The organism is Streptomyces sp. NPDC051064 (assembly GCF_044455985.1).
In the GTDB taxonomy this organism is placed as follows: domain Bacteria; phylum Actinomycetota; class Actinomycetes; order Streptomycetales; family Streptomycetaceae; genus Streptomyces.
Map to the genome: position 1 here is coordinate 63,174 of NZ_JBITFK010000002.1, position 24,931 is coordinate 88,104.

The following is a 24,931-nucleotide window of genomic DNA, read 5'->3' on the forward strand; positions in this document are numbered from 1 at the left end:
CATGCTGTTCCTTGCCATGCGTTCGGTCCGCAAGCGCCCGGGCCGCTTCCTCGCGACCCTGCTCTCGGCGTTCCTCGGCGCCGTGATCATCATGACGTTCAGCTCCCTGCACGACACGGCGGCGGCCCCGGGGGTCGACAAGGTCAGCTCGGAGTCCATGAGCATCTCCGCGAGCGTCGTCGGCGGATACGGCTCCCTCCTCGTCTTCTTCGCCATCGCCTCCACCCTCACCGTCAGCGTCCGCCAGCGCGCCGAGGAGATCCACCTGCTGCGCTGTACCGGGGCAACTCCAGCCCAGGTGACGCGCATGGTCGTCGGGGAGTCCGTCGTCGTCGCACTCGTCGGCGCCGCGCTCGCCGTCGGGCCCGCCGTGCTCGGCGGCCGGCTCCTGCTCGACCTGTTCAAGGACAGCGGCCAGGTCGCCGCGGACGTCGCCCCGGCCTTCGGCGCGATGGCCCTCGGTTCGGGCTTCGGCATCGCGGTCCTCGCCTCCGTCGGCGCCGCGTTCCTCGCCGTACGCCGCGCCACCAAGGCCGCTGCCGGAGCGCGCGGCCCGTCCGGCCGCCGGGGCCGCACCCTGGCCGGCTGCGCCGCGCTGGTGGCCGGGACCGGGGGGATCCTGACCACGTACGCCGTCGACAGCACCGAGGAGATGCTGATGGCGTTCCCCGCCTACGGCGCCATCCTGCTCTCCATCGGCTTCGCCGTCCTCGCCCCGTCCCTGCTGGGCAGGCTCCTGCAACCGCTGCGCGGCCCGCTTGCGGCGGTGGGCGGCGCGGGCGGCTACCTGAGCGCCCGCAACCTGCGCCGACGTGGCGCGGAACTGGCCGGGGTGCTCATGCCGATGATCATCTTCACCGGCATGGCCACCGCCACCCTCTACATCCAGGGCGTCGAGAGCGACTGGGTCGCGGCGTCCGGCCTGGACAAGACGGTCGACGACAAGAACCTGGAGACCCTCAACCTGGTCGTCGTCGGCATCATCGTCGTCTTCTCCTGCATCATGCTCGTCAACAGCCTGTACGCCGCCACCTCCTACCGCAGCCGCGAGTTCGGCCAGCAGCGTCTCGCCGGAGCCACGCCCGGACAGGTCCTGGGCGTGGTCGGCTGGGAGGCGGTGCTCCTCACACTGACCGGGCTCGTCCTGGGCACGGTCGCGGGAATCGCGGGGATCATCCCCTTCACGATGGTCCGCACCGACCAGGTCCTGCCTGACCAGGGCCCGGGCACCTGGCTGGTCATCATGGCCATCGCCACCGTGGTCACCCTCGGCACGAGCCTCGGGACCGCGCGCAGGACCCTGCGTGCCCCGGCCGTCGAGGCCGTCACCGTGGCCGCGTGATCCGGATACGTACGCCCGGGGCCTCGGCTATGTCTGAGGCCCCGTCACCCTCTCCGCCACCAGGCGGGCCGCCCGCGCATACCGCTCCGGCTCACCCGGCCGGGCCCGCCCCGAGCGCCCCACGATCTCGCTGAGCGCGACGAGCCGGAAGATCAGCGCACGGATCAGCAGCTGCTGCCAGTCGGCGTGATCGCCGCCCACCGAAAGAAGTCCGCTCGGGAGGCCCCACCACAGCAGACCATCGGCGATCACCACGGCCTCGGCGAACAGCGGAGGCCGCCAGTACGGCGAGAAGTCGAGCACAGCGGGCGGTTCGTGCGAGGCGAAGAGGACGTTGCCGGTGAGATCGCCGTGGATGAGCTGAGCCGCGTGCTGCCTCACAGGACGCCTCAGCTCCAGCAGGGCCGAGAACGGGGCCGCGAGGTCCTCGGTCACCTCGACGTCCTCCTCGCCCCACGCGACCCGGTCGGCCACTGCCCAGGGATGGGTCCGCCGTGCGAGGAAGGCGGGCCGGGGATGCGGCCGCAACGCGGCGTGGAAGGCGCGGCCGGCGCGCAGGACATCGTCCCAACGCCCCTGTGGACCGGGCTCACCGGACAGGAACTCACCGGCCGTCCAGCCGTTCACGACACTCCGGCCGTCGGCGGCCCGGAGCGGCAGTGGCACGCGGAAGCCACTGCCCGTCGCCAGCTCGTCGAACAGCGAAGCGCCCCACTCGGCCTCGGCCTCGGCGCCCACGGCAGGCTTGAACACGTACCCGCCGACGAGAACACTCCGCCCTTGCCCACCGGCCAGCGGAACAGGAGTCCCCTGCACCCCGAAGGCGTGGAGGACGGGACGGGGCGGAACGGCGTCGATCCCTGGCTCGGTCACGCCGCCATCCTGCGATGCGGCCCTGCCGGGCGCACCTCCTTTTGCGGGCCCGCCCACCGGGACCAGACCCGGTCGTCCGGGCGCTCCCAGGGCGGGAGGCCGTCCTCGCGGCGGCCGCAGCGGCAGGACGGCTCCTGGCGGTCCACGGCCTCGGGTGAAACATTTCCCGGCGGCCACCGCATCTAAAGGGGTGTAGGGGAGAGGGGGTGGCGGATGAGGCAGTCCAAGGAGGGCGCCTTCCGTGAGTTCGCGGAAGCCCGTATGGGCCATCTGTTCCGTTCGGCGTGCCTGCTGACCGGCGGGGACACGCATCTTGCCGAGGATCTCGTGCAGGAGACGCTCGGCCGGATGTACGCGGTATGGGGGCGGATGTCGCGGGTCGGCAACCCGGCGGCGTACGCGCAGACCGTGCTCGTGCGGTGCTATCTCGGGCACCAGCGGCGCCGGTCGGCCGGCGAACGGCCGAGCGGCGAACTGCCGGAACGCGCGGGGGAGTCGGCGGAGGACGCGTCCTTGAGGATGACGCTCCTCGACGCGCTGCGCGGCCTGCCGCCCAAGGACCGGGCGGTGATCGTGCTGCGCTACTGGGAGGACCGGTCGGTCACGGAGACCGCGGACGCGCTGCACGTCAGCTCGGCGGCTGTGCGCACCCGCAGCACCCGTGCGCTCGCCCGGCTGCGCGAGCACCTGGGCGGCAGCATCGGAGAGCTGGCCGCGCACTGAACTCTCTTCGTACTTCTTTCCTTTTTCTCTTTCCACAGGTGTGGGGACGGTGGTGGACAGCATGCGCGAAAACAGTGCTCAGGACGACCGGGACGCCTTCGAGGGCGGGCTCGGCGTGGCGATGAAGCAGGCGGGGGAGGGGTTCTCCGTCGCGGGGCGGCCGCTCGTCGACGGCGGCGTGGCGCGCGGCCGGCGCCGGGCGGTGCTGCGCCGCAGCGCCGTGGTGACCGGGAGCGTGGCGGCGCTGGCGGTGATCGGGCTCGGCGGGTCGTACGTCACCGGGAACATCGGCGCCTCGCAGGACGGCGGCAACGGGGCTGCGGTGGGCGCACAGGCGAAGGAGAAGGCCGACAGGACCGAGAAGCCGTCGGGCCCCTCCACCGGTCAGCAGGTGATCAGGACACTCGAAGGGCTGCTGCCGGCCGGGAAGGTCAGCGACCGGACGGGCCGCGGCACCACCGGTGAGGGTGAACAGAAGGACGTGCACGCGCCGTACGCCTCCGTCGTGTACGACGACGGCCACGGGAAGGCCGCCGTATCGGTGAGCCTGGGTCGGCAGCACCCCGACCAGAAGCTTCCCGAAGGCGAGCTCTCCTGCCCGGACAAGAACCTGAACGCGTTCGAGTCCTGCTCGGCCACGACGCTGGAGGACGGCTCGCGCCTCGTACTGTTCAAGGGCTGGGAGTACCCGGACCGGCGCGTGGAGACCAAGCGCTGGTACGCGGACCTGCTGACGCCCGAGGGCTACCGGATCTCTGTGACCGAGTGGAACGCGGCCGCCGAGAAGGACGCCCCGGTCAGCCGCCCCGCCCCGCCGTTGTCGTCGGCCCGGCTGAAGGCGCTCGTCCGGGCCGAGGAGTGGCGCCCGATCATCGCGTCCCTGCCCGATCCCGAACAGCCGCCGCTGGAACAACCGGCCCCGCAGGGTCAGAACGGCGACGTGATCCTGGGCAGACTGATCAAGCAGCTCCCCGACGGCCTGACGGTGAAGGCGTCCGGCGGGCAGGAGACGGAGTACGCGTACGTCGTGGTCGACGACGGCCAGGGCAAGAGCTTCGTGCAGATCAACGTCCAGCCGGACATGTCCGACGTCGAGGGCGACCTCTTCGGCCCCGACGCGAAGGTCCTGGCGGACGGCACGAAGGCCACCACACGTCAGGGGCCGGGCGAGAAGGGCGGTGACGGCGTGAAGATGTGGACGGTCGACACGATCCGCCCCGACGGCTTCCGGGTGGTGATCTCCGCCTTCAACGCGGCGAACCAGAACGAGGCCGCCACCCGCGAGGCTCCCGCGCTGACCCTCGCCGAGATGGAGAAGATCGCCACGAGCAAGGTGTGGCAGAGCTGAACCGTTCCGCTCGGCGGACGCGTGGCCGGTCGTCGGGAGGAACGAGGCAACAGGGCGCCCCTCATGCCCCGTTTCGAGTGTCCCTGTTATCCCGACGACCGGACCGCCCGGCTCACCTCACCCCGTAGCGGAGTCCGTCCACGAGAAGGGCGATCATCCGCCGCGTGTGGCGATCAGCAGGTCCTCGGGGTCCACGTCGGAGCGGATCTCGCCGGCCTTCGCCGCCGCGTCGATGAGCGTGGTGAGTACGGGCATGAAGCGCTTCTCGAAGTCGGACGGCAGGCTTTCGTAGGCCGAGTCCCCCGAGTGCAGGGCGGCGCTGAGCCCGCGCTTCGTGGCGAAGAGAGCGCGAAGCGCTGGAGCCACCTGGTGAGCAACGAGTACATGACGCGGGGGGTCCCGGCCGTGCCGGATCCCGTCCTCGTCGAGATCGTCGACGAGGTCTTCCTGCCGCTGGTCCACGGCCGGAGCGCGGGCCGCGACATCGGCTGACGGCGTCGGGAGGTCACCCGTGACCTCGTAGCCGTGTCCGGGTGGAGAGCTGTGCCGGTCACGTACGCGGGTGCACAGCTCGTTGAACTGCGCGAGCTTGTCGGCGAGGACGACGGGGACCCGGGGGGCGTGGGCATGGTGAGTCCTTCCGCGAGGCTGTCCACCCGGGTGTTCAAGCCCTCCACCTGCTGGTGACGGCCGGCGCCCCGGCCGGGGTCGTGGGTAGGGGAGCCTCGGCGACCTGCGCATCCTTGTACATCTGTGCGAGCGCTCCCCGGTCCTGGCGGACTGTCGGCGTGGCGGCGCGCCGCGGGACGCGTAGGGCGGGACGTACCAGGACAATGGCGCACGCGCCATCCAGAGGCGCCCGCGCCCTCTCCGGCCCGCGCGACCGCTCGACGGCGGATCGTGGGCACCGGATGTGCGGAAGACCAAGGAGGACCCGTGGTGGATGTCCCGGTGGACCAACTGACCGGCGCGGTCGACGGTGTGCGTACGCGGGCCCGTGGGCAGCTCCTCGACGCCGGCCTGGAGTTGTTCGGGGTGTACGGCTACGCGCAGACGTCGGACGACGCCCTGTGCGCGACGGCCGGGGTTCCGGAGGAGGTACTCCGGGAGGAGTTCGGCTCCCGGGAGGGCCTGTTGATGGCCCTGCACAACCAGATCACGACAGCCGGACTGCGGGCGTCCGAAGTGGCCCTGCTCTCCGAGGGGATGGACGACTGCCCGCTGGAGCAGCGCTTCCGGCGGCTCTTCGACGCCTACGTGTCGGCGGTGACCCGGGACCTGCGTGAGGCGCGGGTGACGTTCGTCGAGGTGCTCGGCGTGAGCCCGGCCGTGGACGCGCACTGCAAGCGGTGGCGCGACCTGTGGACCGACTTCCTGACCGGTGAGGCCGAACGGGCCGCTGTGCGCGGCGAGGTGGAGGAGCGGGACCACCGGGTCGTGGTGATGGTGATGGTGGGCACGGTCCACGAGCTCATGGCACACCACGCCCGCCGCCCGCGCAGGGCCCGGCCCGACGAGGTGTCGGAGGAGCTGACCAAGCTGGGACTCGCGATGCTCGGGATCGAGACGGCGGGCTGAGGCCGGACCGTCCCGGTCCATCGCTCAGAGCCTGATGTCCGCCGCTATGGGCAGGTGGTCGCTGCCGGTGGCGGGCAGCGACCGGACGCGGGCGACCGTCGCGGACCGGGTGAGGACCTGGTCGATCCGGGCCACCGGGAGCTTCGCGGGCCAGCTGAAGGCGAAGCCCGGCCCCGGAGCTTCCATCAGCGAGGTGACCGGCTCCAGGCCTCGGTCGTCCAGTGTGCTGTTGAGGTCTCCGAGGAGGATCACCCGGTCCAGGGGCTCGGCGGCGATGGCCTCGCCCAAGAGGGCGGCGCTCTCGTCCCGCCGCCCGGAGGTGAGCCCGGTCGCGCCGATCCGGACCGAGGGCAGGTGCGCGACGTACACGGCGACCTCGCCCCGCGGTGTACGGGCGGTCGCCCGCATGCCCCGGTTCCAGCCCGCGCCGACGTCCTTCGGCCTGATGTCCACCAGCCGTACGCCGGTGAGGGGGTGTTTCGACCAGAGGCCGACCGTGCCCTTCGTCGCGTGGTGGGGGTAGTCCGCGGCCAGGGCCGCCTCGAAAGCGGCCAGGGCCGGGGCCGTCAGCTCCTCCAGGGCGACGATGTCGGCGCCCGTCCCCGCCAACGCCCGTGCGGTGGCGGCCGGGTCGGGGTTCACATCGCTGACGTTGTGCTGGACCACGGTGAACGTGCCGTCCGGTGGCTGGCCCCCGGAGAACAGCAGACCCCCGAAGAGCACGGCCCAGGCGGCCACGGGCAGCAGCAGTGCCGCCGACGCCAGGAGCGAGCGGCGCAGGAGTGCCGGGACCAGCAGGACGGGGACGGCCGGACCGAGCCAGGGGAGGAAGGTCTCCATCAGGCTCCCGACGCGGCCCGGGGTGTTGGGGACCAGGCCGGGGAAGACCAGAAGGACGGCCACCATGAGGCAGAGCAGGGCGGTGACGCGGCCCCGCTCCCAGCTCCAGCCAAGCGCTCGCCCGTCCCGCTTCTTCTTCGTCACGTGGCCCTTTCCGTGCCGGATGCCGGATGCCGGATCAGGCCGCCGCCAGCGCCCCCGCGTACGGGCCGCCCACGCCCCAGGCCTGGTGCATAGCGTCGGCGAAGGCTCCGGCCAGTTTGTGCTCGCCGGTGGGGCCGGGGTGGGTACCGTCGTAGGTGTCCGTGTGGATGTCGTAGTCCGCGGGGTGCGAGGCCAGCAGGATCGGGGATGACGGGGCGTCCAGGTCGGCGACCGCCTTCGCGAGGAGCGTGTTGAAGCGGTCGCACTCGGCGGCGAAAGGGGCGTCGGACTCCGCCCGGATGTTCGGGATGACGGGGAGCAGAACCAGCCTGATCCGCGGGTTGGCGGTGCGGGCCGCTGCGATGAACTCCCGGGCGTTCGCGGCCGTCTGCGTGCTGTCCGTGTAGAAGCCGAGGTCTATCAGGCCGAGCGAGACCAGCAGGACGTCGGCGCGGGCCGCCGTGACCGTGTCCGCGATGGCCGGGGCCATGTGGAGCCAGCCCTCGCCCCAGCCGGCCAGGTGCCGGCGGGCGGGCGCGGGGAAGGCCGGGTCGGCGTAGACATGGGACAGCGGGGCGTTCGCCTCGGTGTCGTACAGCTCCGTACGCGGGCCGGTGATCGCGTACCCGCCGTCGCCGAGGGTCGCCTCGAGGTGCTGCCACATGCGGTAGCGCCAGGTGAAGTCGCCGGAACGCCCGATGGTCATGGAGTCGCCGACGAAGAGAAAACGCATGGCGACATCATGGCCGATCACCGCTCCGGCCTGCGACGTGACAGTGGACACTTGTGCCATGAGATCGCTGCTGACCGCCTCCGCCGCCACCCTCCTGTTCCTGACGGGGACGGTGCCCGCCGTCGCGGACGACGGGGACGGGGCGGACCGCACCTTCACGATCGAGGACTCCCGCATCACCGAGTCCAGCGGTCTCGCCGCCAGCCGGATCCACCCGGGGATCTACTGGACGCACAACGACAGCGATGACGGGCCGTACGTCTACGCCGTCGACTCCCGGACCGGGAAGACCGTGGCGACGATCACCATGAAGGGCGTGGGGGAGCCACGCGACGTGGAGGCGATCTCCGTCGGGCCCGACGGGAATCTGTACGTCGGTGACATCGGCGACAACCTCGACGGCTCCTGGGACCACGTCTGGATCTACCGCTTCCCCGAGCCGAAGCGGCTCGCGGACGCCACGGTGAGGGCGACGCAGTTCGACGTGACGTACGCGGACGGGGCGCGCAACGCCGAGGCGATGATGGTCCACCCCCGAACCGGGCGGGTCTACATCGCCTCGAAGAGGGAGGGCGGCGGCGGGCTCTACGAGGGCCCCGAGAAGCTGACCGCCGGCGGGGCCAACGTCTTCCGGCGCGTGGGCGAGGTGCCGTGGGTGACGGACGGGGCGTTCTCGCCGGACGGCAAGGAGCTGGTGCTGCGCTCCTACTTCAGCGCCCGCCGCTACGCCTTCGAGAACGGCCGGCTCGGAGCCGACCACGCGGTGAGCGTGCCGCTCCAGGGGCAGTCCGAGTCGGTGACGTACACGGCGGACGGCTCGGCGATGATGTTCGGCTCCGAGGGGGAGCGGAGTGAAGTGGTGCGCGTCGAGGTGGAGGGCGGGGGCGGCGGCAAGGCCTCCCCGAACGGCGGGGGCGGCGGGACGTCCTCCGAGGACGGCGGGGAGGACGGCGTCTCGAAGAAGGGCACCGCGACGGGCGGCGCCGTGGCCGTCGTCGTCATCGTGCTGGCCCTGATCGCGGCCAAGCGCCGCCGGGGGTAGGCGCGAGCCGTCCGGGCCACCCCGCGGGCCGTCGAAGAAGGATCCGCGGTGGCAGAGTGGAAGACCGACCCGAGACCCCCGAGGCCCCAGGCCCCCGAAACCCCCGAGACCCCAGGTCCCCGAAACCCCCGAGACCCCAGGCCCCCCGAGACCCCCGCCTCACGGAGACAGATCTGTTCATGCGGCTGCTGCTCATTCGTCACGGTCAGACTCCTTCCAACGTCAAGCGCCTGCTGGACACCGCTGAACCAGGCCCGGCCCTGACCCCGCTGGGCCAGGAGCAGGCTACGGCGCTCCCGGACGCGCTGGCGGCGGAGAGGATCGACGCCCTCTACGCCTCCACCCTGCTCCGCACCCAGCTCACCGCGGCACCGCTGGCGGCGCGGACGGGGCTGGAGGTCCGGGTGCGGGAGGGGCTCCGGGAGCTGTCCGCCGGGGACCTCGAGATGCGCGGGGACGATCAGGCCGTCGAGACCTACATGACCACTGCCTTCGCCTGGTCGGCGGGGGACACCGGGCTCCGTATGCCGGGTGGCGAGAACGGCGTGGAGGCGCTGCGGCGTTACGACGCCGTCGTCGACGAGGCCGCGGGCACCGGGGCCGGGACCGTGGCCATGGTCAGCCATGGCGCCGCCATCCGCATGTGGGTGGCGGCCCGGGCCGAGAACATCGATGTCGACTTCGCGTCCGCCCGGGCGCTGCGGAACACCGGGGTCGTCATCCTCTCCGGCGCGCCCGGCGAAGGCTGGCGGGTGCTGCACTGGGAAGGCCGGGCCATCGGCGCGGAGGACAGCGGCACCGGTGCGACGGGCCCGGCGGGCGAGCCCGTCGACGGCACGGACGGTTAGCACTCCGGCAGGGGGTTTCAGCGGGGCCGGCACAGCTCCCGGTCCACGAGTGCGGTCATGGCCTCCTCGGTGTGCGGGCCGCCGTCACCGGTGACGTACACCACCGCGGTCCGGGTCCCGTCCCGGGTGGCGCCACCCCAGGTGAGGTAGCCGAGCAGTTCGCCCCGGTGCCCGAAGTAGCTGCCGCCGCAGGACAGCGGGATCTCGGCCAGGCCGAGTCCGTAGTCCACGCCCAGTTCGGGCGCGGGCTCGGTGGCCGTCATCTCGTGGAGCTGTGCCGGAGCCAGCAGACGGCCGCCGAGCAGCGCGGCGTAGAACCGGGTCAGGTCGTGCGTGGTGCTGATGACCGAGCCGCTTCCGACGGCCATGCTCGGGTTGAGCACCGTGACGTCGGTGCCGGTGCCGGTGCCGGTGCCGGTGCCGGTGCCGGTGCCGAACGTGGCGTAGGCGTGGGCGTGCGGGCCCAGGATGAACGGGAAGGCGCCGGGGGTGCTGGTGTCCCTCAGGCCCAGCGGGCGGATGATCCGGTCCTTCACCTCCCGTTCCCAGCTCCGTCCGGTGACCTTGTGAACGATCATCGCGGCGAGGACGTAGTTGGTGTTGGAGTACGACCACCCGTCGTCGCCCGGTGGGAATTCGGGAGAGTGCCGCATCGCCTGCCCCACCAGGCTCTCGGCGGTGTAGGTGCGCAGCCGTTCGGCCCGATAGCCGTCCGCGCTGTTCAAGGCGGGTATGTCCGGCCCGACATCGTGGATCCCGCTGGTGTGCTGCAGGAGGCGCCGCACGGTGATCAGGCTGCCGTCGTTGCCGTTGCCCCGGACGACTCCTGGGAGCCACTGCTCGACGGTGTCCTCCAGGGACATCCGCCCCTCGCCGACGAGTTGCAGCACGACCGTGGCGGTGAAGGTCTTGGTGGAGCTGCCGATCCGAAATCTTCCGTTCCACGGCATCGGCTTCCTGGTGCCCCTCCGGGCCGTCCCGGCGCGCGCGCTGTCACGTGTGTGCGGTGACGTCACCTCGGCGCCCACACCGACGGTCCCGGTGTCGTGGATCGCGTCCACCCGCCGTTGGAGCGGATCGGCCTGCTGCGGCCTCGCCGCCGCCGTCAGCCCGCTCGACGCGGTGAGGAGGGCCACGGCCAGACCGGTCGCGACCAGCAGGCGTCGCCGACGCCTGGTTAAGACATGCATGGTGATCCCTTTTCTCTTCGCTCGCCCGCCGGGGCTGTTCCGCCCCGGAGCCGATGGCCGGCGACCATCTCACCAGCGGAGAGGGGACCGGCCCATCCGGCCTGCCCCCTGATGTGCCGACGCGCTGTCCTCAGTGCGGTGCCGGGGGGCTTCCCCCGGCCGCCGGCTCCTCCGCGCCGGGCGGATAGGCGCGGACCAGAGGCAGATGACGGTGTCACGGGCGATCAGCGGGGCGTTCCCGGGCGCCGGCGGCGCCACGCCCCGCCCGTTGGCCACGGCCTCATGGGTCTCCTCGGTGCCGGCGATCACGCCTCCGATCACCGGCTCCCGGCCGCCACGGGCGTCCAGGCCGACCAGCGGTCCCGCACCGGTCCGGCGTCCGCCGCGCCGCCCGCCCTGCCCGGCCCGCTCAGACGTCGTCGGTGACGGGCCGCAGTTCGTAGTGGAGCGTGCGGTCGCGCTTCAGCCGGTGGGTGAGCGGGACGGCCACGCCCTGGAGCGCCGGGTACTTCCGGGAGAGCGTCCGGGCGGCGTGGGTGTTCTCCTTCGAGTTCTGCGGCAGGAGCCGCGCCCATGCCGTCACCGGCGGTCCTGTCGGCGCGCCCCGCACGGTGCACGGAGCGATCTCCACGACCGGATGGTTACGCATCCGGTCGACCTTCCAGGCCGAGGAGAACGTACGGATGTAGGCGTGGTCCCCCTCGACGGCGATGCTGACGGGAGTCTTGGCAGCTGATCCGTCCGGCCTTCGGCTGCTGAGCAGGACGGTGTACTGCTTCACGAAGGGCTCTAGCTCACGGATCGTCTCCATATATCCCATGGTGCATGAAAACGGAGCGATCCGGGCGTTCCGGTCACTGCTCCTCGCGCTGCCGGACCAGGGTCTCAAGGCCGTCGATGATGCGGCCCAGGCCGAATGCGAAGTGGTCGAAGCCGGAGGCGAACGCATCCTCCGACAGGGCGGCCATGTGCGGGTAGTCGCCGCTCAGCATGGCCCGCTCCAGGTAGGGGCGCTGGCCCTCCCAGAAGGCGGCGTCGTCCAGGCCGGTCTCCCGGGCGGCTTCCACGGCGTGGTTCTCGGTGCGGGCGAGGCCCTCGACGAAGCTGTTGACCGTGATGATCACCCCGATCAGCTCGGGGTCGGTGAGCCCCATGCCCCGAAGGCCGGTGAGGGCCAGTTCGAGACCGCGCAGGGCGCTCGGGCCGAGGACCGTGCGCGCCTGGTTGATCTTGAGGAGCCACGGGTGGGCCCGGAGGGTGGCCAGGTGGGTGCGGGCCATCACGTCGACGGCCACCCGCCAGTCCCCGGGCACCTCCGAGGCGTCCACGGCGAGCGGCTCGCCCTGGACGCGGTCGAGCATCAGGTCGAGCAGTTCGGCCTTGCCGGGGACGTACCGGTAGAGCGTCATCGTGCCGGTGCCGAGCTCCGTGGCGAGGGAGCGCATCGAGAGGACGTCGAGGCCCTCCGCGTCGGCGATCCCGATGGCCGTGGTGACGATGCGGTCGAGCGTGAGACCCGGCTTGGGGCCGCGGCTGGGGCGCTCGCCGGTGCCCCACAGGAGCTCCAGGCTGCGCCCGATGTCGCCGCTGCCCGTGGTCGTGCCGTCTGCCCGTCCGCTCTTCGCCATGGCCTCAGGGTAAGCCCGCCGGCCGAAAACTGGGTACGGTGTACTCGCAATCGGGTACGGTGTACTCAGTTTTTGGAGTCGGAGAGGGGAGTGAGCCATGTCCGCATCCGGATATGCCGTGCTGGCCGAGCGGGTGGTGAAGAGGTACGGGGCGAAGAAGGGGGCAGCGGAGAAGCACGCGCTCGACGGGTTCGACCTGGCGGTCCGTCCCGGGACCGTGCACGGGCTGCTCGGGCCGAACGGGGCGGGGAAGACCACCGCCGTCCGGGTCCTCGCGACCCTGCTGCGGTTCGACACCGGCCGTGCCGAGGTCGCGGGCCTGGACGTGGCGCGCGAACCGCGCCGCGTACGGAGCCGGATCGGGCTCGCCGGACAGCACGCCGCCGTGGACGAGGTGCTCACCGGCAGGCAGAACCTGGAGATGTTCGGCCGCCTCTTCCACCTGGGCGGCGGCGGGGCCCGGCGGCGCGCCGGGGAACTGCTGGAGCAGTTCGACCTGGTCGACGCCGCGGGCAAGGGCGTCAAGGAGTACAGCGGAGGGATGCGGCGGCGGCTCGACCTGGCCGCCTCGATGATCCTGGCACCCACCGTGCTGTTCCTCGACGAACCGACGACCGGGCTCGACCCCCGCGGCCGCGGTGAGGTCTGGGACGCCGTACGGGCGCTCGTGGCCGGCGGGACGACAGTGCTGCTGACCACGCAGTATCTCGACGAGGCCGACAAGCTCGCCTCGCGCATCACCGTCATCGACCGCGGGCGGGCCATCGCCGACGACAGTCCGGACGGGCTCAAGGACCGGGTCGGCGGTGACCGGATCGAGGTCGTCGCCGCCGAACCGGCCGACCTGCCGGCCGTGGCGAAGGCAGTGGACCGGGTGGCGGGCGGCGGGCTGGTGGTGACGGACGCGCCCGACCGCCGTGTGCACGCCCAGGTCGCCGACCGGGTGGCCGCGCTGACCGAGGTCGCGCGCGCCCTTCAGGACGAGGGGATCGTGGTGGAGGACATCGGGCTGCGCAGGCCGAGCCTGGACGACGTGTTCCTGCGCCTGACGGGGCGCGGGGCGGAAGCCGCCGCGGGAATGGAGGTCGCGGCATGACCACCCTGGAACCGCACGCCACCGACGGCCGCGAGCGGAGCCGCGCGTACTGGGCGCTCGCCGACTGCTGGAACGTCACCCGCCGCAGCCTCACTCACTACCAGCGGCAGCCTCTCGCGATCATCTGGCAGCTCGGCTTCCCCATCATCTCCGTGCTGCTGTACGGCTATGTCTTCGGCAGCGCGATGAAGGTCCCCGGGGGCGGCGACTACCGGGAGTTCCTGATGCCCGGCATGTTCGCCACGACCATGACCATGGGCTTCATGAGCACCGCCATGGCCGTGGTCACCGACGCCGGCAAGGGCGTCATCGACCGCTTCCGGTCCATGCCGATGGCCCCGTCCGCCGTCGCGACCGGGCGCGGCGTCGCGGACCTCGTGGTGGCCTGCGCCGAACTGGCGATCCTGGCCGCCACGGCGCTCGCGATCGGCTGGCGGGCCGGCGGCAGCCCGTTGGAGGCGGTGGCGGCCTTCGCGCTGCTCCTGCTGCTGCGGTTCAGCCTGATCTGGGTGGGCGTCTGGCTGGGGCTGGTCGTCCCGAACGCGGAGTCGGCGGGCGGGCTGTACGCCATCGCGTTCCCCGTCACCATGATCTCCAGCGCCCTGGTCGCCCCCTCGCTGATGCCCGGCTGGCTGGGCACGCTCGCCGCCTGGAACCCGGTCTCCTCCACGGTCACCGCCGCCCGGCAGCTGTTCGGCAACCCGGTGGCGAGCGGCGGCACCTGGGTCGAGGAACACGCCCTGCTGATGGCACTGGTGTGGCCCTTGGTGGTCACGCTGGTGTTCCTGCCGCTCGCCGTGCGCAGATTTCAGCGCCTCAGCCGCTGATCTTCGGCGGAGGCGCCGCGTAGGCTCCGCCCCATGCAGGTCAACGCGGCCCCCGAGCCCTTCTCCACCTCCCGTCTCGACGCGCTCCCGCTCGACGTCGCGCACGCGGAGGAGATGGCCGTGGTCCTCTTCGACCCCGCCCTGCACACCTATACGGGAGGCGCTCCGGAGGACGCCGGCACCCTGCGCGCCCGCTACGAGCGCCAGACCGCCGGCTCGCCCGACCCCGCCGAACGCTGGTGGAACTGGGTGCTCCGGGTGCGTGCCGACGGATACCTGGCCGGTTACGTCCAGGCCACCGTGCGCGGGGCACGGGCGGAGGTCGCCTGGGTGGTCGGGGCCCGGTGGCAGGGCAGGGGATACGCCAAGGAGGCGGCAGCCGGCCTGGTCCGGCACCTGCTGGACCAGGGCTCCGTCCGTACCGTCGTGGCCCACATCCACCCCGGCCACGCGGCGTCCGCCGCCGTGGCCTCGGCCGCGGGGCTGCTGCCGACGGGCGAGTGGGAGGACGGCGAGGTGCGGTGGCGGCGGGAGGCGTCCCGGGACGCCGCGCCGGACCGGGTGGCGGACGCCGGGCAGGGCCCCTGATCACGACATGGCAGGAATTGTCTTATACCGTCGTAGGGCGCGGTGCGTGGATACCGCCACGGCTCCCGAGCGATCGACGGAGGCCCCGGGATGGGCGAACCGCGTCGGTGGTGGCCCCGGGGCTCAGGAAGCGGGGTGAGTCCCCGCGGAACCGCCGTACGGCACAGTCCTTGTCATGCCGGGGAACGTAACAGCCGGTGCTGACACGGCCTCAGGCGCGAGGGCGGCCCGCCTTGACCATCTCGGCGACGTCGAGGGCCATCTCCGCACCGATCGACGCGGGAAGCGCGGCCGACTGGCCCGGGGCGTAGACCTCGTGGCTGTCGTACGTGCAGCCGGTGGGCTCCGTCAGGACGTGGAGGCGGCCGTGGCGGCGGTCCAGGATCACGTACACCGGGATCTTGGCCTCGGCGTACGCGGAGACCTTGTTGCGCAGGTCGCTCTTGTAGTTGCCGGAGGTCACTTCCAGGACGAGGCGGAAGACGGCCGGGTCGTAGCAGTTGTTCTCGATCAGGCGCTCGTCGAAGTCGGCGTCGACGATGGCGAGGTCCGGGATGGCGTAGTCCTCGGGCCCGCCGGGCAGCCACAGGCCGATCGACTGGAGGACTGCGGTCTCCCCGTCGTCGAGCCCGGCCGCGATGAAGGGCCGCATGAGCTTGGTCAGAGCGCGCGCGTGCGGGCCGTCCGGGGGTGGGGCCACGGTGATGACGCCTCCGATGATCTCGACGCGATAACCCGGAAGCTGCTCCGTCAGGCGGTTCGCCGTGACGAGCATCGGTTCCGGCTCATCGTCACAGGGGTGCTCGACTGCTGCTGCAGACATTGAGGGCCCTCCTGGAATGGCTGGTGTCGAGGACATCATCGTAGGGCGGGACGCCCCACTTCGTCCCGCAGGCGGTTCATCACCCGGCTGAGTGAAGCAGAGACGGCCCTGCACACCGAGGTGTGCAGGGCCGTCCCGGGAGTGACCGTCAGAGCTTGTCGATCACGTAGTCGATGCACGCGGTGAGCGCCTGGACGTCCGCCGGGTCGATCGCCGGGAACATCGCGACGCGCAGCTGGTTGCGGCCCAGCTTGCGGTACGGCTCCGTGTCGACGATGCCGTTGGCGCGGAGCACCTTGGCGACGGCCGCCGCGTCGATGCCGTCCTCGAAGTCGATCGTGCCGATGACCTGCGAGCGCTTCGCCGGGTCGGTGACGAACGGGGTGGCGTACTTGGACTCCTCGGCCCAGCCGTACAGGTGCTGCGAGGACGCGGCCGTGCGGCCGGTCGTGAAGTCCAGGCCCCCCTGGGTGTTCATCCACTTCAGCTGCTCGTTCAGCAGGAAGAGGGTGGCCAGCGCCGGGGTGTTGTACGTCTGGTTCTTGAGGGAGTTGTCGATCGCCGTGGGCAGCGAGAAGAACTCCGGGACGTGCCGGCCCGAGGCGTGGACGCGCGCGGCGCGGTCCAGGGCCGCCGGGGAGAACACGCCGATCCACAGGCCGCCGTCGGAGGCGAAGGACTTCTGCGGGGCGAAGTAGTAGACGTCCGTCTCGGTGATGTCGACCGGCAGGCCGCCCGCGCCGGAGGTGGCGTCCACCAGGACGAGGGAGCCCTCGTCGGCGCCCGCGACCCGCTTGACCGGGGCCGCGACACCGGTGGAGGTCTCGTTGTGGGTGAAGGCGTAGACGTCGACGCCCGCCTCGGCCTTCGGGTCCGGGTGGGTGCCCGGGTCCGAGGCGATGACGGTCGGGTCGGACAGCCACGGGGCGAGCTTGGCGGCCTTCGCGAACTTCGAGGAGAACTCGCCGAAGTTCAGGTGCTGGGACTTCGACTCGATCAGACCGTGCGTCGCGACGTCCCAGAAGGCGGTGGAGCCGCCGTTGCCCAGGATCACCTCATATCCCTCGGGGAGGGAGAAGAGGCTGCGCACGCCGTCACGCACCTCGCCGACCAGGTTCTTGACCGGGGCCTGGCGGTGAGACGTACCGAGAAGAGAGGTGCCGGTCGCGGCCAGCGCGTCGACCGCCTCCGTCCGCACCTTGGAGGGCCCGGCGCCGAAACGTCCGTCGGCGGGCTTGAGGTCTGCGGGAATCTGGATGTCAGCCACGATCCGGAGCGTAGTCCCTCCCGGAAGCGGTCGAGGACCGTGTCCGTCGGATGAGACGCGTGCTCCGGATCGTGGGCGGCCGGGGCGGGCGGGAAACAGGGGCGCCGTGGATCAGCCGAGATCGACCGGGAGCTCGTACAGGTCGTTCTGGGTCACGATCGGCTTGTTCCGCAGTTCGGAGGCCGGTACCGCGAGGTCCAGGTCGGGGAAGCGCTCGTACAGCGCGGGCAGCGCGACCCCCGCCTCCAGCCGGGACAGCGCGGCGCCGGGGCAGACGTGCGGGCCGTGGCCGAAGGCGATGTGGCGGTTGGGGGAGCGGGTGATGTCGAACTCACCGGCGGTCGGCCCGTACTGCTTCTCGTCGCGGCCCAGCGCGCCGAACGAGACGATGAGGGCCTCGCCCTTCGGCAGGACCTTGTCGCCGACCTCGATGTCCTCGGTCGCGAAGCGGATCAGGACGTGCGAGGTCGGGGTGTTCCAGCGCAGCGTCTCCTCGATGACGTTCTCCCAGGGCACCTCGCCGCTCAGCACACGCTTGCGCTGCTCGGGGTGGGTCTGGAGCGCCTCCACGACGTTGACGACCAGGCTGATCGTGGTCTCGTGACCGGCCGCGATGATCAGCTGCAGCGTGTTGACGATCTCCTCGTCGGTGAGGTGGTCGCCCTCCTCGGAGGCCGCGATCAGGGCGCTGGTCAGGTCGTCGCCCGGGTTCGCCCGCTTGTCGTCGACGATCTTCGTGAAGAGGGCGCCGAGGTCCGCCATCATCTGCGGGACCTCCTCCGGCGGGGTCTGCGTCGAGAAGAACTTCTCGAACAGCTCCTTGAGCCGGGGGTGGTCGGCCGCGTCCACGCCCATCAGGTCGCTGATGACGTTCATCGGCAGCGGGTAGGCGAATTCCGCCTTCAGATCGACGGTCTCGCCCTCGGGCAGCGCCGCCAGCCGGTCCAGGGAGGCGTTCGTCAGCGCCTCGATGCCGGACCGCAGCCGCTCCACCCGCTTCACCGTGAGCGCCTGCGCGACCAGGCTGCGCAGCCTGCGGTGCTCGGTCCCGTCGACCGTCAGCATGGAGCGGCCCGGGTTGGCGAGGCCGATCAGCGGCCAGTCCATCGGGATCTCGCCGCGCTGCCAGGCGTTCCAGACGTTGATGTCCTTGACCACGCGGCTGTCGGTGAGCAGCTGGCGTGCCTCGGCGTGGTGCGTCACCGCGTAGCAGTGCACCCCGCCGGGGAGCTCCACCTCGGCCAGCGGCCCGGCGGCGCGCAGGGCGGCGCTCTCGGTGTCGAGGTCGGCGACGAGGGGATCGAGGGCGATCCGGGTCATTTCTGGCCTCCAAGTGCTGGGGTGGGCGTGAAGAGCACCGGCAGCTCCGTCAGCCCCCGCAGCCACGGGGACGGGCGCCGGGTCAGCTGGTCCTCGGGGACGGCGAGGTCCACGTCCGGGAGCCGGTCCAGGAGCACCTCGATCCCCGTACGGGCGATGACCTCCGCGGTCTCCTGGGCGGGGAACGGGCAGCGGTGCTCGCCGTGGCCGAAGGAGAGGAACGCGTTGTTGCCGCCGGTCAGGGCGGAGCCGTCGGTGCGTACCTGCGGGTCGCCGTTGGCGGCGGCGATACCGAGGAGCAGCAGGTCACCGGCGCGGATGTGGCGTCCGCCGAGATGGGTGTCGCGGGACGCCCAGCGGCCCGCGACGTTCTGGGTGGGGGTGTCCTCCCAGAGCACCTCGTTCATGGCCTCGGCCACACTGTGCCGGCCGCCGGACAGCGACGCGGCGAAGCGGTCGTCGGTGAGCATCAGCCGCAGTGAGTTGCCCATCCAGTCGGCGGTCGGCTGGTGGCCCGCCGCCAACATCACCATGAGGTCCTGGGCGACCTCCTCGTCCGTGAAGCCGCCCGGGTCCTGGAGCATCCGGCTCGCGACGTCGTCGCCGGGCCCGGCGTGCTTGTCGACGAGGAGCTGCTGCATGGCCGCGCCGAGGTGCTGCTGGCCGGCCAGGGCCCTCTCACGGCCGTCGATCATGTCGTTGAGCGCGCCGACGAGGGGCCCTCCGACCTCGTCGCTGAAGCCGTAGATCCTCGCGAGGACGCGGGCCGGGAGCAGCATCGCGTACTCGGCGATGATGTCGGTGCGGCCGGTGGAGCAGAAGCCGTCGATGAGGTCGTCGGCGAGCTCCTCCGCGTACCGCTTGAGCGCGAACGGGTCGACGGCCTCCAGCGCGTTGCTGATCATCGACGCCCGGACGGTGTGCCGCTCACCCACCGTGTAGAGGATCGACGGCTGCTTGCGGCCGATCATCGGCAGCAGCGGCCAGTCGTCCGGGATGTTCTCCCACTCGTTCCACAGGTCCGAGTCCCGGCTGAAGAGCACCGGGTCGTTGGTGACCTGGTGCAGCTCGCGGTAGCCGAGGATCAGCCAGGCGGGTATGTCGCCGTCGAGCGCGACGGGGGCCACGGCGCCGTGGTCGCGGCGCATGTCCCGGTACAGCTGCACGGGGTCGGTCTGGAACCGCGGCCCGGACAGGGGCACGGAGCCGTGGGACACGGGGCACTTGGTCACGGGGTCCGCTCCGAGGTCATCGCCGCGGCGGCCTGGCCGCCCGCGAGGGCCGCTTCGGCACCCTTCGCGCGGGCGAGGGAGAGCGCGTGGAGGTGCTCGACCAGCGTGATCAGGACGTACTTGCTGGAGGAGCGGTCCCGGGCGTCGCACTCGACGAGCGGGACGTCGGGGGAGAGGTCGAGGGCCTCGCGGATCTGCTGCTCGGTGTGGAGCGGGCCGCCGAAGTCGTTGCACGCGACGATGAACGGCGTTCCGTGGTGCTCCAGCCGGTCGATCGCGTACCAGGAGTCGGCGAGCCGCCGGGTGTCGACGAGGACGACGGCGCCCAGGGTGCCGGAGAAGAGGCGGTCCCACAGGAACCAGAAGCGTTCCTGTCCGGGCGCGCCGAAGAGATAGAGGACCGAACGCGCGTCGAGCGTGATGCGGCCGAAGTCGAAGGCGACCGTGGTGGACGTCTTGGAGTGCACACCGTCGAGGTCGTCGACGGCCTCGCCCGCGCGGGTCATGGTCTCCTCCGTGTTGAGCGGACGGATCTCGCTCACGGATCGGACCATGGTGGTCTTGCCGACCCCGAAGCCGCCGACAACGACGATCTTCAGTCCGTTGTCGGCCGTCGCCTGCAGGGCGGCACGGTCAGAGGTTGCGGAGTCCAACGAGCACCTGTTCCAGGGTGTCGGTGTCGGGGAGCCGGTCCTCGACACGTGCAGTACGGGGGTGGCGGGCGCTGATCCGGCCGGTGTCGAGCAGGTCGCACAGCATGATGCGGACGATGCTGACGGGCAGATTCAGGGTGGCCGAGATCTCGACGACCGCGGTGGGGCTGTGGCACATCCGCAGGATCGCGACGTGCTCCGACTGCATCCCGGGGGTCGGTTCGCACTCGGCGACGACGAGCGTCACCAGGTCGAAGGCGGCCGAGTCGGACCGGCTGCGGCCACCCGTCAGGGTGTACAGCCGGTCCGGGTCGTCATCGCGTCCGGGGCGGGGGCGGGGGACCGATGTCATACGTCCGCTTTTTCCGTGGCCGTGGCCGCCGCGTGACCGGCGACAGGGTCACGCGGAGGGGCTACGAGGTATTCGCCGAGCTGCTCGACGAGTTCGCTCATGTTGTGGCCGACGAGGCCGACGTCGGAGTCCTCGGCCGCCACGACCGCCAGGTGGGCGCCCGCGCCCGCTTCGACGATGAACAGCACGCCGCCGTAGAACTCGGTCATCGCGGACCGTACGCCTCCGGTGCCGTCGCCGAACTCCATGGACGCGCCGTGCGACAGGCTCTGGATGCCGGCGGAGATCGCGGCCAGCTGGTCGGCCTGGTCGACGGAGAGTTCGGGGGTGCGGCACAGCTTCAGGCCGTCCCGGGACAGGACGAGGGCGTGCCGGGCGCCGGGCGTGCGGTCGAGCAGCCCCTCCAGCAGCCAGTTCAGCTTCTCGTCGGTGGTCGCGCTCATCGGGTGTTGCCTTCCGGGTGCGGGGAGTTGGCTCGTACGGCCTTGCTGAAGGTGCTGAAGCGGGCAGCCTGCACCTTCGGGTCGGTGGTACGGGGCCTGGGGGTTTCGGCTCCGCCGGGGGCGGAATCGCCGGTACGGGCTTCGGCGGCGGCCAGGGTGCGGCCGCGGCGGCGCTTGGGCAGGCCGCTCTCTCCGAACTGGGGGACGGATCCGGTGGACTCGGACGCCGACTCGGGCCTCCCGGGCGCGGGCACCGCGCGGGACGCGGACCCGGGGGAGTCCGCCGTGGCCCGGCGCTGGTTCTCCGCGTCCGGCGTCGCGTGGTCGGGCTCCGGCTCGGGGTGCCGGGCGGACTCGGGGACCGGGGCGGGCGTGGGCATACGGGAGATGAGCTCCTGCGGCAGCATCATCAGCGCGCCCGTGCCGCCGCGCGCCGACGGCCGGAAGGAGACGGTGAGTCCGTGTTTCCTGGCCAGCCGGCCGACGACGGCGAGGCCGAGCCGGGTGCCGGAGAGCCCCGTGAGGTCCTGGTTGTCGGCGGAGACGGCCCGTTCGGCGCGGCGCAGCTGCACATCGCTCATCACCAGGCCGCTGTCCTCGACGGTGACGACGATGCCCGCCGGGACCTCCTCGACGTACACGTGCACCTCGGCGGTGGGCGGCGAGAAGTTGGCAGCGTTGTCGAGGATCTCCGCCAGGGCGTGCATGACGCCCTCGGCGGCGTGGCCGGCGATCGCCACATCGCTGGTCGAGTGGAGGCGGATGCGCTGGTAGCCGCCGATACGGCCCATCGCGCCGCGCAGGATCGACTCCATCACGATCGGCTTGGCCCAGCGGCGCCCGGAACGCGCCCCGGTCAGCACGGCGATGGAGTCGGCGAGACGGCCCGCCTGGGCCGTGCGGTGGTCCAGGTGCAGCAGGTCGCCGAGCACGTCCTCGGCGGTGTGCCGGTGCTCCATCTCACGCAGGTCGGCCAGCATGCTCGTGGCCAGGGCCTGCATCCGGCCGGCGGCGTTGGCACACGCGGCGACCGCGGCGGAACGCTCGGTCTCGCTGCGCCGGGCGCGGGCGGCGAGGCGCGCGGTCTCGGCGGTGAGCCGCTCGTGCTGCTCGGCCGCGTCGGCGGTGACCCGTGCGACACGCTCGTCCGCCTCGGCGGTGACCCGGGCCGCCTCGGTCGAGGCCGCCGCCCTGATCCGGGCGGTCTCCGCGGTGAAGCGCTGCGCCTCGGCGGCGGAGGTCGAGACGAGGCGGGAGGTCTCGGCGGTGAAGCGTTCGGAGTCGGCGGCCCGCAGGGCCCGCAGGTTGCGGGCGGTGGCGAGCGTGTGGACCGTCACGGCCACCGCGACGCACAGCAGCAAGGCGGCGGCACCCGCCCCCCAGGCGAGCGGTGTCCGTACCGAGGCGGGCGCGGCGGAGACCGCCCACAGGCACAGAGCACCGGTAACGGCTGCCGAGATCAGCAGGGCGAGTGCGGTCGGCCGGAGTGAAGGGCGCAATCGGAGTCCTCGGGGCGGACGGTGCGGCGGGAGGGACAGGTGCGGCTGGCACGACGAAGGGACAATCGGGACACATCGGTGTGGTGATGGCGAAAGAACCACAACTGGAGCTGATTGTTCCTGATCAAGTCACGGCAACTATAGGAGAATTGGCGACTTGTTTGGGGATTCCTTGTGGCCACTTCTGTATGAAATCTGGCTTGAACCGACCTGATTCGTGCCCGCCGACGAGTGTTTCCGGTGTTGCGCGAGAAGTCGGGTGGGTGAGTCGTGGTGAATGTGTGGGTATGTCCCCTGTGTGGGGCTTGATTTGTCACGATCGTCGCCCCCGGGCCGGTGGCCAGCTAATGTGAGCGCTCCGGTGCGTCCGACCTCCCAGGTCGGCACTGCCGTAAGACACACCGCGCGCCTTGAAGGGGGAGGCGCCGCGTGGCCCCGACGGAGGACGCAGGCAACCGTGGACGCGCAAGGCCGTGGGCGGGACGAAGGCATCGACCCCGCAGACCAGTGGGTACTCAACCCGGACACCGGTGATTACGAACTGCGACTGACTCCCTCCTCAGGGCGATCATCCGCGTCGGCCGGTACGTCGGATGTCAGAACGCCCGGACCGCGCCGCGGGCCGAACCCGGAGACCGCCCCGCCCGGCGACCGCGTCTCCGTGCCCGGCCAGCGCGGCGGCCGCAGGGGTGCCGGCGGCGGGCGCGGGGACCGGGACGAGGCGCGGAAGCCGGGGAGCCGGGCGGCAGCGCCTGCCACCGGGCGCCGCAAGGCCAAGCCCAGGAAGTCCCGCAAGAAGAAGGCCCTGGTGTGGACCGGCGGTGTGCTCGCCTTCCTGCTGGTGGGCACCGGCACCGCGGGCTACCTCGTGTACCAGCACTTCAACGGCAACATCACCGCCGTCTCCACCGACGGGGCCGGCACCGGTGGCTTCAGCAAGGACCGGGCGATCAACGTCCTGGTGATCGGGACCGACAAGCGGACCGGCGAGGGCAACGAGGGCTACGGGGACGCGGGAAGCGTCGGCCACGCCGACACCAACATCCTCTTCCACGTCTCCAAGGACCGCACGAACGCGACCGCGCTGAGCATCCCCCGGGACCTGATAACCGACATCCCCGACTGCCCCACGAAGCTGGAGAGCGGGGAGGAGAAGGACATCCCCGCGACCACCGGGGTGCGCTTCAACACCAGCCTCGGACAGTCCGACCGCACGCCCAGCTGCACCATGCGGACCGTCACCGAGCTCACCGGCCTCGAGGTCGACCACTTCATGGTGGCCGACTTCAACGCGGTCAAGTCCCTGACGACGGCCGTCGACGGTGTGGAGGTCTGTCTCGCCAAGGACATCGACGACAAGGACTCCCACCTCAAGCTGCCCAAGGGGAAGCACAGCCTCCAGGGCGAGGAAGCCCTCGCCTTCCTGCGCACCCGGCACTCCGTCGGATTCGGCAGTGACCTGAGCCGCATCGAGATCCAGCAGCAGTTCCTGGGCTCGCTGATGCGCAAGCTGAAGTCCAACGACACCCTGACCAGCCCCACCAAGATGTGGTCGCTCGCAGAGGCCGCCACCAAGGCGCTCACCGTCGACGACAAGATCTCCGACATAAATCAGCTCCGCAAGCTGGGCATGGAGCTGGCGTCGGTCGATCCCAAGAACATCACGTTCACCACCGTCCCGGTGCGGGACAATCCGGATGACGTGGCGACCGTCCTGCTGGACAGCGCCAAGGCTCAGAAGGTCTTCTCGATGATGCGTGAGGACGTCTCCTTCACCGCGGTGGAGAAGCAGGAGAAGGCGGCGGCGAAGGCCAAGGAGGACGCCAAGCTGCAGGGCGCGAAGGCCGACGCGGCGGACGTGCGGGTCGACGTCTACAACGGCGGCGCCCCCGCCGGCTCCGCGCAGAGCGCCCTGGACTGGCTGCAGAACGAAGAGGGCGTGCTGAAGTCCACCAACAAGGCGAACGCGCCCGAGGACGTGAAGAAGACCCAGCTCGTCTACGCCCCCAACCAGGCGGACCAGGCCCGCCGGCTGGCCGAGATGATGGGCATGGCGGCCTCGGCCCTCAAGCCGACGACGACGGACGCGGGCGAGATGGACCCGATGGTCCTGACCCTGGGCCCGGACTTCACGGAGGCGGGCAGCCCGCTCTCGGCCCCTGGAAAGACTCCGGAGGGCGTCCAGCGCGTGGAGGCCGACAAGGCGGTCTGCGCCAAGTGACCGACGGGCAGGTCCCCCTCCCTCCAGGGACCTGCCCGCCCGGCCCGCTGCGTCAGACCTTCGCCACGGCCTCGCTCACCGCCGCGGACAGCCGCTCGTTCTCCGCGGCGGCACCGCCGGGAAGAGCGAAGCGGCGCCGGGTGCAGCCGTAGGCCACGCCGTTGACCGGATCGGCGTACGCCTGTGACCCCGCGGCTCCCGAGTGCCCGAAGGCGCCCTCGCCGAGGGCGGGGTAGTGCCCTTGCTGCGCCTCGAAGCCCAGGGCGAAGGGGTCGGTCTGGGCGGTCACCACGTCGGTGGGCGACGACGAGATGCGCGGCG

General features: G+C 71.6%; 26 protein-coding genes and 1 pseudogene. 11 read left to right on the forward strand and 16 right to left on the reverse strand.

Features of this window, described 5'->3' with window-relative positions; translation table 11 throughout:
• Position 1: 1 nt before the first annotated feature.
• Positions 2–1,342: an FtsX-like permease family protein gene (locus tag ACIBCU_RS07010; RefSeq protein ID WP_399229839.1), complete on the forward strand. Its 1,341-nt coding sequence runs from the start codon at positions 2–4 to the stop codon at positions 1,340–1,342.
• A gap of 27 nt (positions 1,343–1,369) precedes the next feature.
• Here the strand turns inward: ACIBCU_RS07010 and ACIBCU_RS07015 are convergent, their stop codons facing one another.
• A complete protein-coding gene (locus tag ACIBCU_RS07015) occupies positions 1,370–2,215 on the reverse strand; it encodes an aminoglycoside phosphotransferase (protein WP_399229841.1) in 846 nt (281 codons plus the stop codon).
• A 213-nt stretch (positions 2,216–2,428) separates the two neighbouring features.
• Between ACIBCU_RS07015 and ACIBCU_RS07020 the strand changes: the two genes are divergently transcribed.
• Both ACIBCU_RS07020 and ACIBCU_RS07025 read left to right on the forward strand, forming a co-directional pair.
• A complete protein-coding gene (locus ACIBCU_RS07020) occupies positions 2,429–2,938 on the forward strand; it encodes a SigE family RNA polymerase sigma factor (protein ID WP_399229843.1) in 510 nt (169 codons plus the stop codon).
• A gap of 61 nt (positions 2,939–2,999) precedes the next feature.
• Complete coding sequence (locus tag ACIBCU_RS07025) at positions 3,000–4,286, forward strand: hypothetical protein (protein WP_399229845.1); 1,287 nt, start codon at positions 3,000–3,002, stop codon at positions 4,284–4,286.
• 112 nt (positions 4,287–4,398) lie between these two features.
• Here the strand turns inward: ACIBCU_RS07025 and ACIBCU_RS07030 are convergent.
• A pseudogene (locus ACIBCU_RS07030) lies at positions 4,399–4,660 on the reverse strand (TetR family transcriptional regulator); the annotation flags it as partial.
• Here ACIBCU_RS07030 and ACIBCU_RS07035 point away from each other — a divergent pair.
• Both ACIBCU_RS07035 and ACIBCU_RS07040 read left to right on the forward strand, forming a co-directional pair.
• On the forward strand, positions 4,656–4,778 hold the full coding sequence (locus ACIBCU_RS07035) for a hypothetical protein (protein WP_399229846.1): 123 nt from the start codon (positions 4,656–4,658) through the stop codon (positions 4,776–4,778). The pseudogene ACIBCU_RS07030 and the gene ACIBCU_RS07035 overlap by 5 nt on opposite strands.
• A 444-nt stretch (positions 4,779–5,222) precedes the next feature.
• Positions 5,223–5,864, forward strand: coding sequence for a TetR family transcriptional regulator (locus tag ACIBCU_RS07040; protein WP_362939099.1), 642 nt, complete (start codon positions 5,223–5,225; stop codon positions 5,862–5,864).
• Between the two features lie 24 nt (positions 5,865–5,888).
• Here the strand turns inward: ACIBCU_RS07040 and ACIBCU_RS07045 are convergent, their stop codons facing one another.
• Complete coding sequence (locus ACIBCU_RS07045; RefSeq protein WP_399230868.1) at positions 5,889–6,770, reverse strand: endonuclease/exonuclease/phosphatase family protein; 882 nt, start codon at positions 6,768–6,770, stop codon at positions 5,889–5,891.
• 112 nt (positions 6,771–6,882) lie between these two features.
• Positions 6,883–7,641 (reverse strand): GDSL-type esterase/lipase family protein, encoded by a 759-nt coding sequence (locus ACIBCU_RS07050; protein ID WP_362939096.1) that lies wholly within the window; start codon positions 7,639–7,641, stop codon positions 6,883–6,885.
• Here ACIBCU_RS07050 and ACIBCU_RS07055 point away from each other — a divergent pair.
• Positions 7,640–8,623 (forward strand): WD40 repeat domain-containing protein, encoded by a 984-nt coding sequence (locus ACIBCU_RS07055; RefSeq protein WP_362939093.1) that lies wholly within the window; start codon positions 7,640–7,642, stop codon positions 8,621–8,623. The genes ACIBCU_RS07050 and ACIBCU_RS07055 overlap by 2 nt on opposite strands.
• Positions 8,624–8,802: 179 nt before the next feature.
• Complete coding sequence (locus ACIBCU_RS07060; RefSeq protein WP_362939090.1) at positions 8,803–9,471, forward strand: histidine phosphatase family protein; 669 nt, start codon at positions 8,803–8,805, stop codon at positions 9,469–9,471.
• Between the two features lie 17 nt (positions 9,472–9,488).
• Here the strand turns inward: ACIBCU_RS07060 and ACIBCU_RS07065 are convergent, their stop codons facing one another.
• The 3 genes from ACIBCU_RS07065 to ACIBCU_RS07075 form a co-directional block, all read right to left on the reverse strand.
• The gene (locus ACIBCU_RS07065) at positions 9,489–10,661 is read right to left on the reverse strand and encodes a serine hydrolase domain-containing protein (protein WP_399229849.1); all 1,173 of its coding nucleotides are present in this window, start codon (positions 10,659–10,661) and stop codon (positions 9,489–9,491) included.
• A gap of 409 nt (positions 10,662–11,070) precedes the next feature.
• Positions 11,071–11,472 (reverse strand): PPOX class F420-dependent oxidoreductase, encoded by a 402-nt coding sequence (locus ACIBCU_RS07070; protein ID WP_362939084.1) that lies wholly within the window; start codon positions 11,470–11,472, stop codon positions 11,071–11,073.
• 43 nt (positions 11,473–11,515) lie between these two features.
• Positions 11,516–12,289, reverse strand: a complete 774-nt coding sequence (locus ACIBCU_RS07075) for a TetR/AcrR family transcriptional regulator (RefSeq protein ID WP_399229852.1) — start codon at positions 12,287–12,289, stop codon at positions 11,516–11,518.
• 97 nt (positions 12,290–12,386) lie between these two features.
• Here ACIBCU_RS07075 and ACIBCU_RS07080 point away from each other — a divergent pair, with 97 nt between their 5' ends.
• The 3 genes from ACIBCU_RS07080 to ACIBCU_RS07090 are packed head-to-tail and all read left to right on the forward strand — an operon-like array spanning position 12,387 to position 14,800.
• A complete protein-coding gene (locus ACIBCU_RS07080; protein ID WP_399229854.1) occupies positions 12,387–13,385 on the forward strand; it encodes an ATP-binding cassette domain-containing protein in 999 nt (332 codons plus the stop codon).
• Complete coding sequence (locus ACIBCU_RS07085) at positions 13,382–14,212, forward strand: ABC transporter permease (protein WP_399229856.1); 831 nt, start codon at positions 13,382–13,384, stop codon at positions 14,210–14,212. The genes ACIBCU_RS07080 and ACIBCU_RS07085 overlap by 4 nt, the downstream gene beginning before the upstream one ends.
• 33 nt (positions 14,213–14,245) lie before the next feature.
• Positions 14,246–14,800 (forward strand): GNAT family N-acetyltransferase, encoded by a 555-nt coding sequence (locus ACIBCU_RS07090; RefSeq protein ID WP_399229858.1) that lies wholly within the window; start codon positions 14,246–14,248, stop codon positions 14,798–14,800.
• A 211-nt stretch (positions 14,801–15,011) separates the two neighbouring features.
• Here the strand turns inward: ACIBCU_RS07090 and ACIBCU_RS07095 are convergent, their stop codons facing one another.
• From ACIBCU_RS07095 to ACIBCU_RS07130, 8 genes are all read right to left on the reverse strand, one after another.
• Positions 15,012–15,623 (reverse strand): Uma2 family endonuclease, encoded by a 612-nt coding sequence (locus tag ACIBCU_RS07095; protein ID WP_399229860.1) that lies wholly within the window; start codon positions 15,621–15,623, stop codon positions 15,012–15,014.
• A 148-nt stretch (positions 15,624–15,771) separates the two neighbouring features.
• On the reverse strand, positions 15,772–16,890 hold the full coding sequence (gene serC, locus ACIBCU_RS07100) for a phosphoserine transaminase (RefSeq protein WP_362939070.1): 1,119 nt from the start codon (positions 16,888–16,890) through the stop codon (positions 15,772–15,774).
• 111 nt (positions 16,891–17,001) lie between these two features.
• A complete protein-coding gene (locus ACIBCU_RS07105; protein ID WP_399229862.1) occupies positions 17,002–18,210 on the reverse strand; it encodes a cytochrome P450 in 1,209 nt (402 codons plus the stop codon).
• Positions 18,207–19,442, reverse strand: coding sequence for a cytochrome P450 (locus ACIBCU_RS07110; RefSeq protein ID WP_399229864.1), 1,236 nt, complete (start codon positions 19,440–19,442; stop codon positions 18,207–18,209). Before ACIBCU_RS07110 ends, ACIBCU_RS07105 begins: the two co-directional genes overlap by 4 nt.
• Complete coding sequence (locus tag ACIBCU_RS07115; RefSeq protein ID WP_399229866.1) at positions 19,439–20,095, reverse strand: GTP-binding protein; 657 nt, start codon at positions 20,093–20,095, stop codon at positions 19,439–19,441. Before ACIBCU_RS07115 ends, ACIBCU_RS07110 begins: the two co-directional genes overlap by 4 nt.
• Positions 20,076–20,447, reverse strand: coding sequence for a DUF742 domain-containing protein (locus ACIBCU_RS07120; RefSeq protein WP_362939621.1), 372 nt, complete (start codon positions 20,445–20,447; stop codon positions 20,076–20,078). The genes ACIBCU_RS07115 and ACIBCU_RS07120 overlap by 20 nt, the downstream gene beginning before the upstream one ends.
• A complete protein-coding gene (locus ACIBCU_RS07125) occupies positions 20,444–20,890 on the reverse strand; it encodes a roadblock/LC7 domain-containing protein (protein ID WP_399229869.1) in 447 nt (148 codons plus the stop codon). Before ACIBCU_RS07125 ends, ACIBCU_RS07120 begins: the two co-directional genes overlap by 4 nt.
• Positions 20,887–22,389 (reverse strand): ATP-binding protein, encoded by a 1,503-nt coding sequence (locus ACIBCU_RS07130; protein ID WP_399229871.1) that lies wholly within the window; start codon positions 22,387–22,389, stop codon positions 20,887–20,889. Before ACIBCU_RS07130 ends, ACIBCU_RS07125 begins: the two co-directional genes overlap by 4 nt.
• 457 nt (positions 22,390–22,846) lie before the next feature.
• On the opposite strand from ACIBCU_RS07130, the gene ACIBCU_RS07135 reads away from it, so the two are divergent.
• On the forward strand, positions 22,847–24,610 hold the full coding sequence (locus ACIBCU_RS07135; RefSeq protein ID WP_399229873.1) for an LCP family protein: 1,764 nt from the start codon (positions 22,847–22,849) through the stop codon (positions 24,608–24,610).
• 52 nt (positions 24,611–24,662) lie between these two features.
• On the opposite strand, the gene ACIBCU_RS07140 is transcribed toward ACIBCU_RS07135, so the two are convergent.
• Positions 24,663–24,899, reverse strand: coding sequence for a hypothetical protein (locus ACIBCU_RS07140; RefSeq protein WP_399229875.1), 237 nt, complete (start codon positions 24,897–24,899; stop codon positions 24,663–24,665).
• Positions 24,900–24,931: the final 32 nt, after the last annotated feature.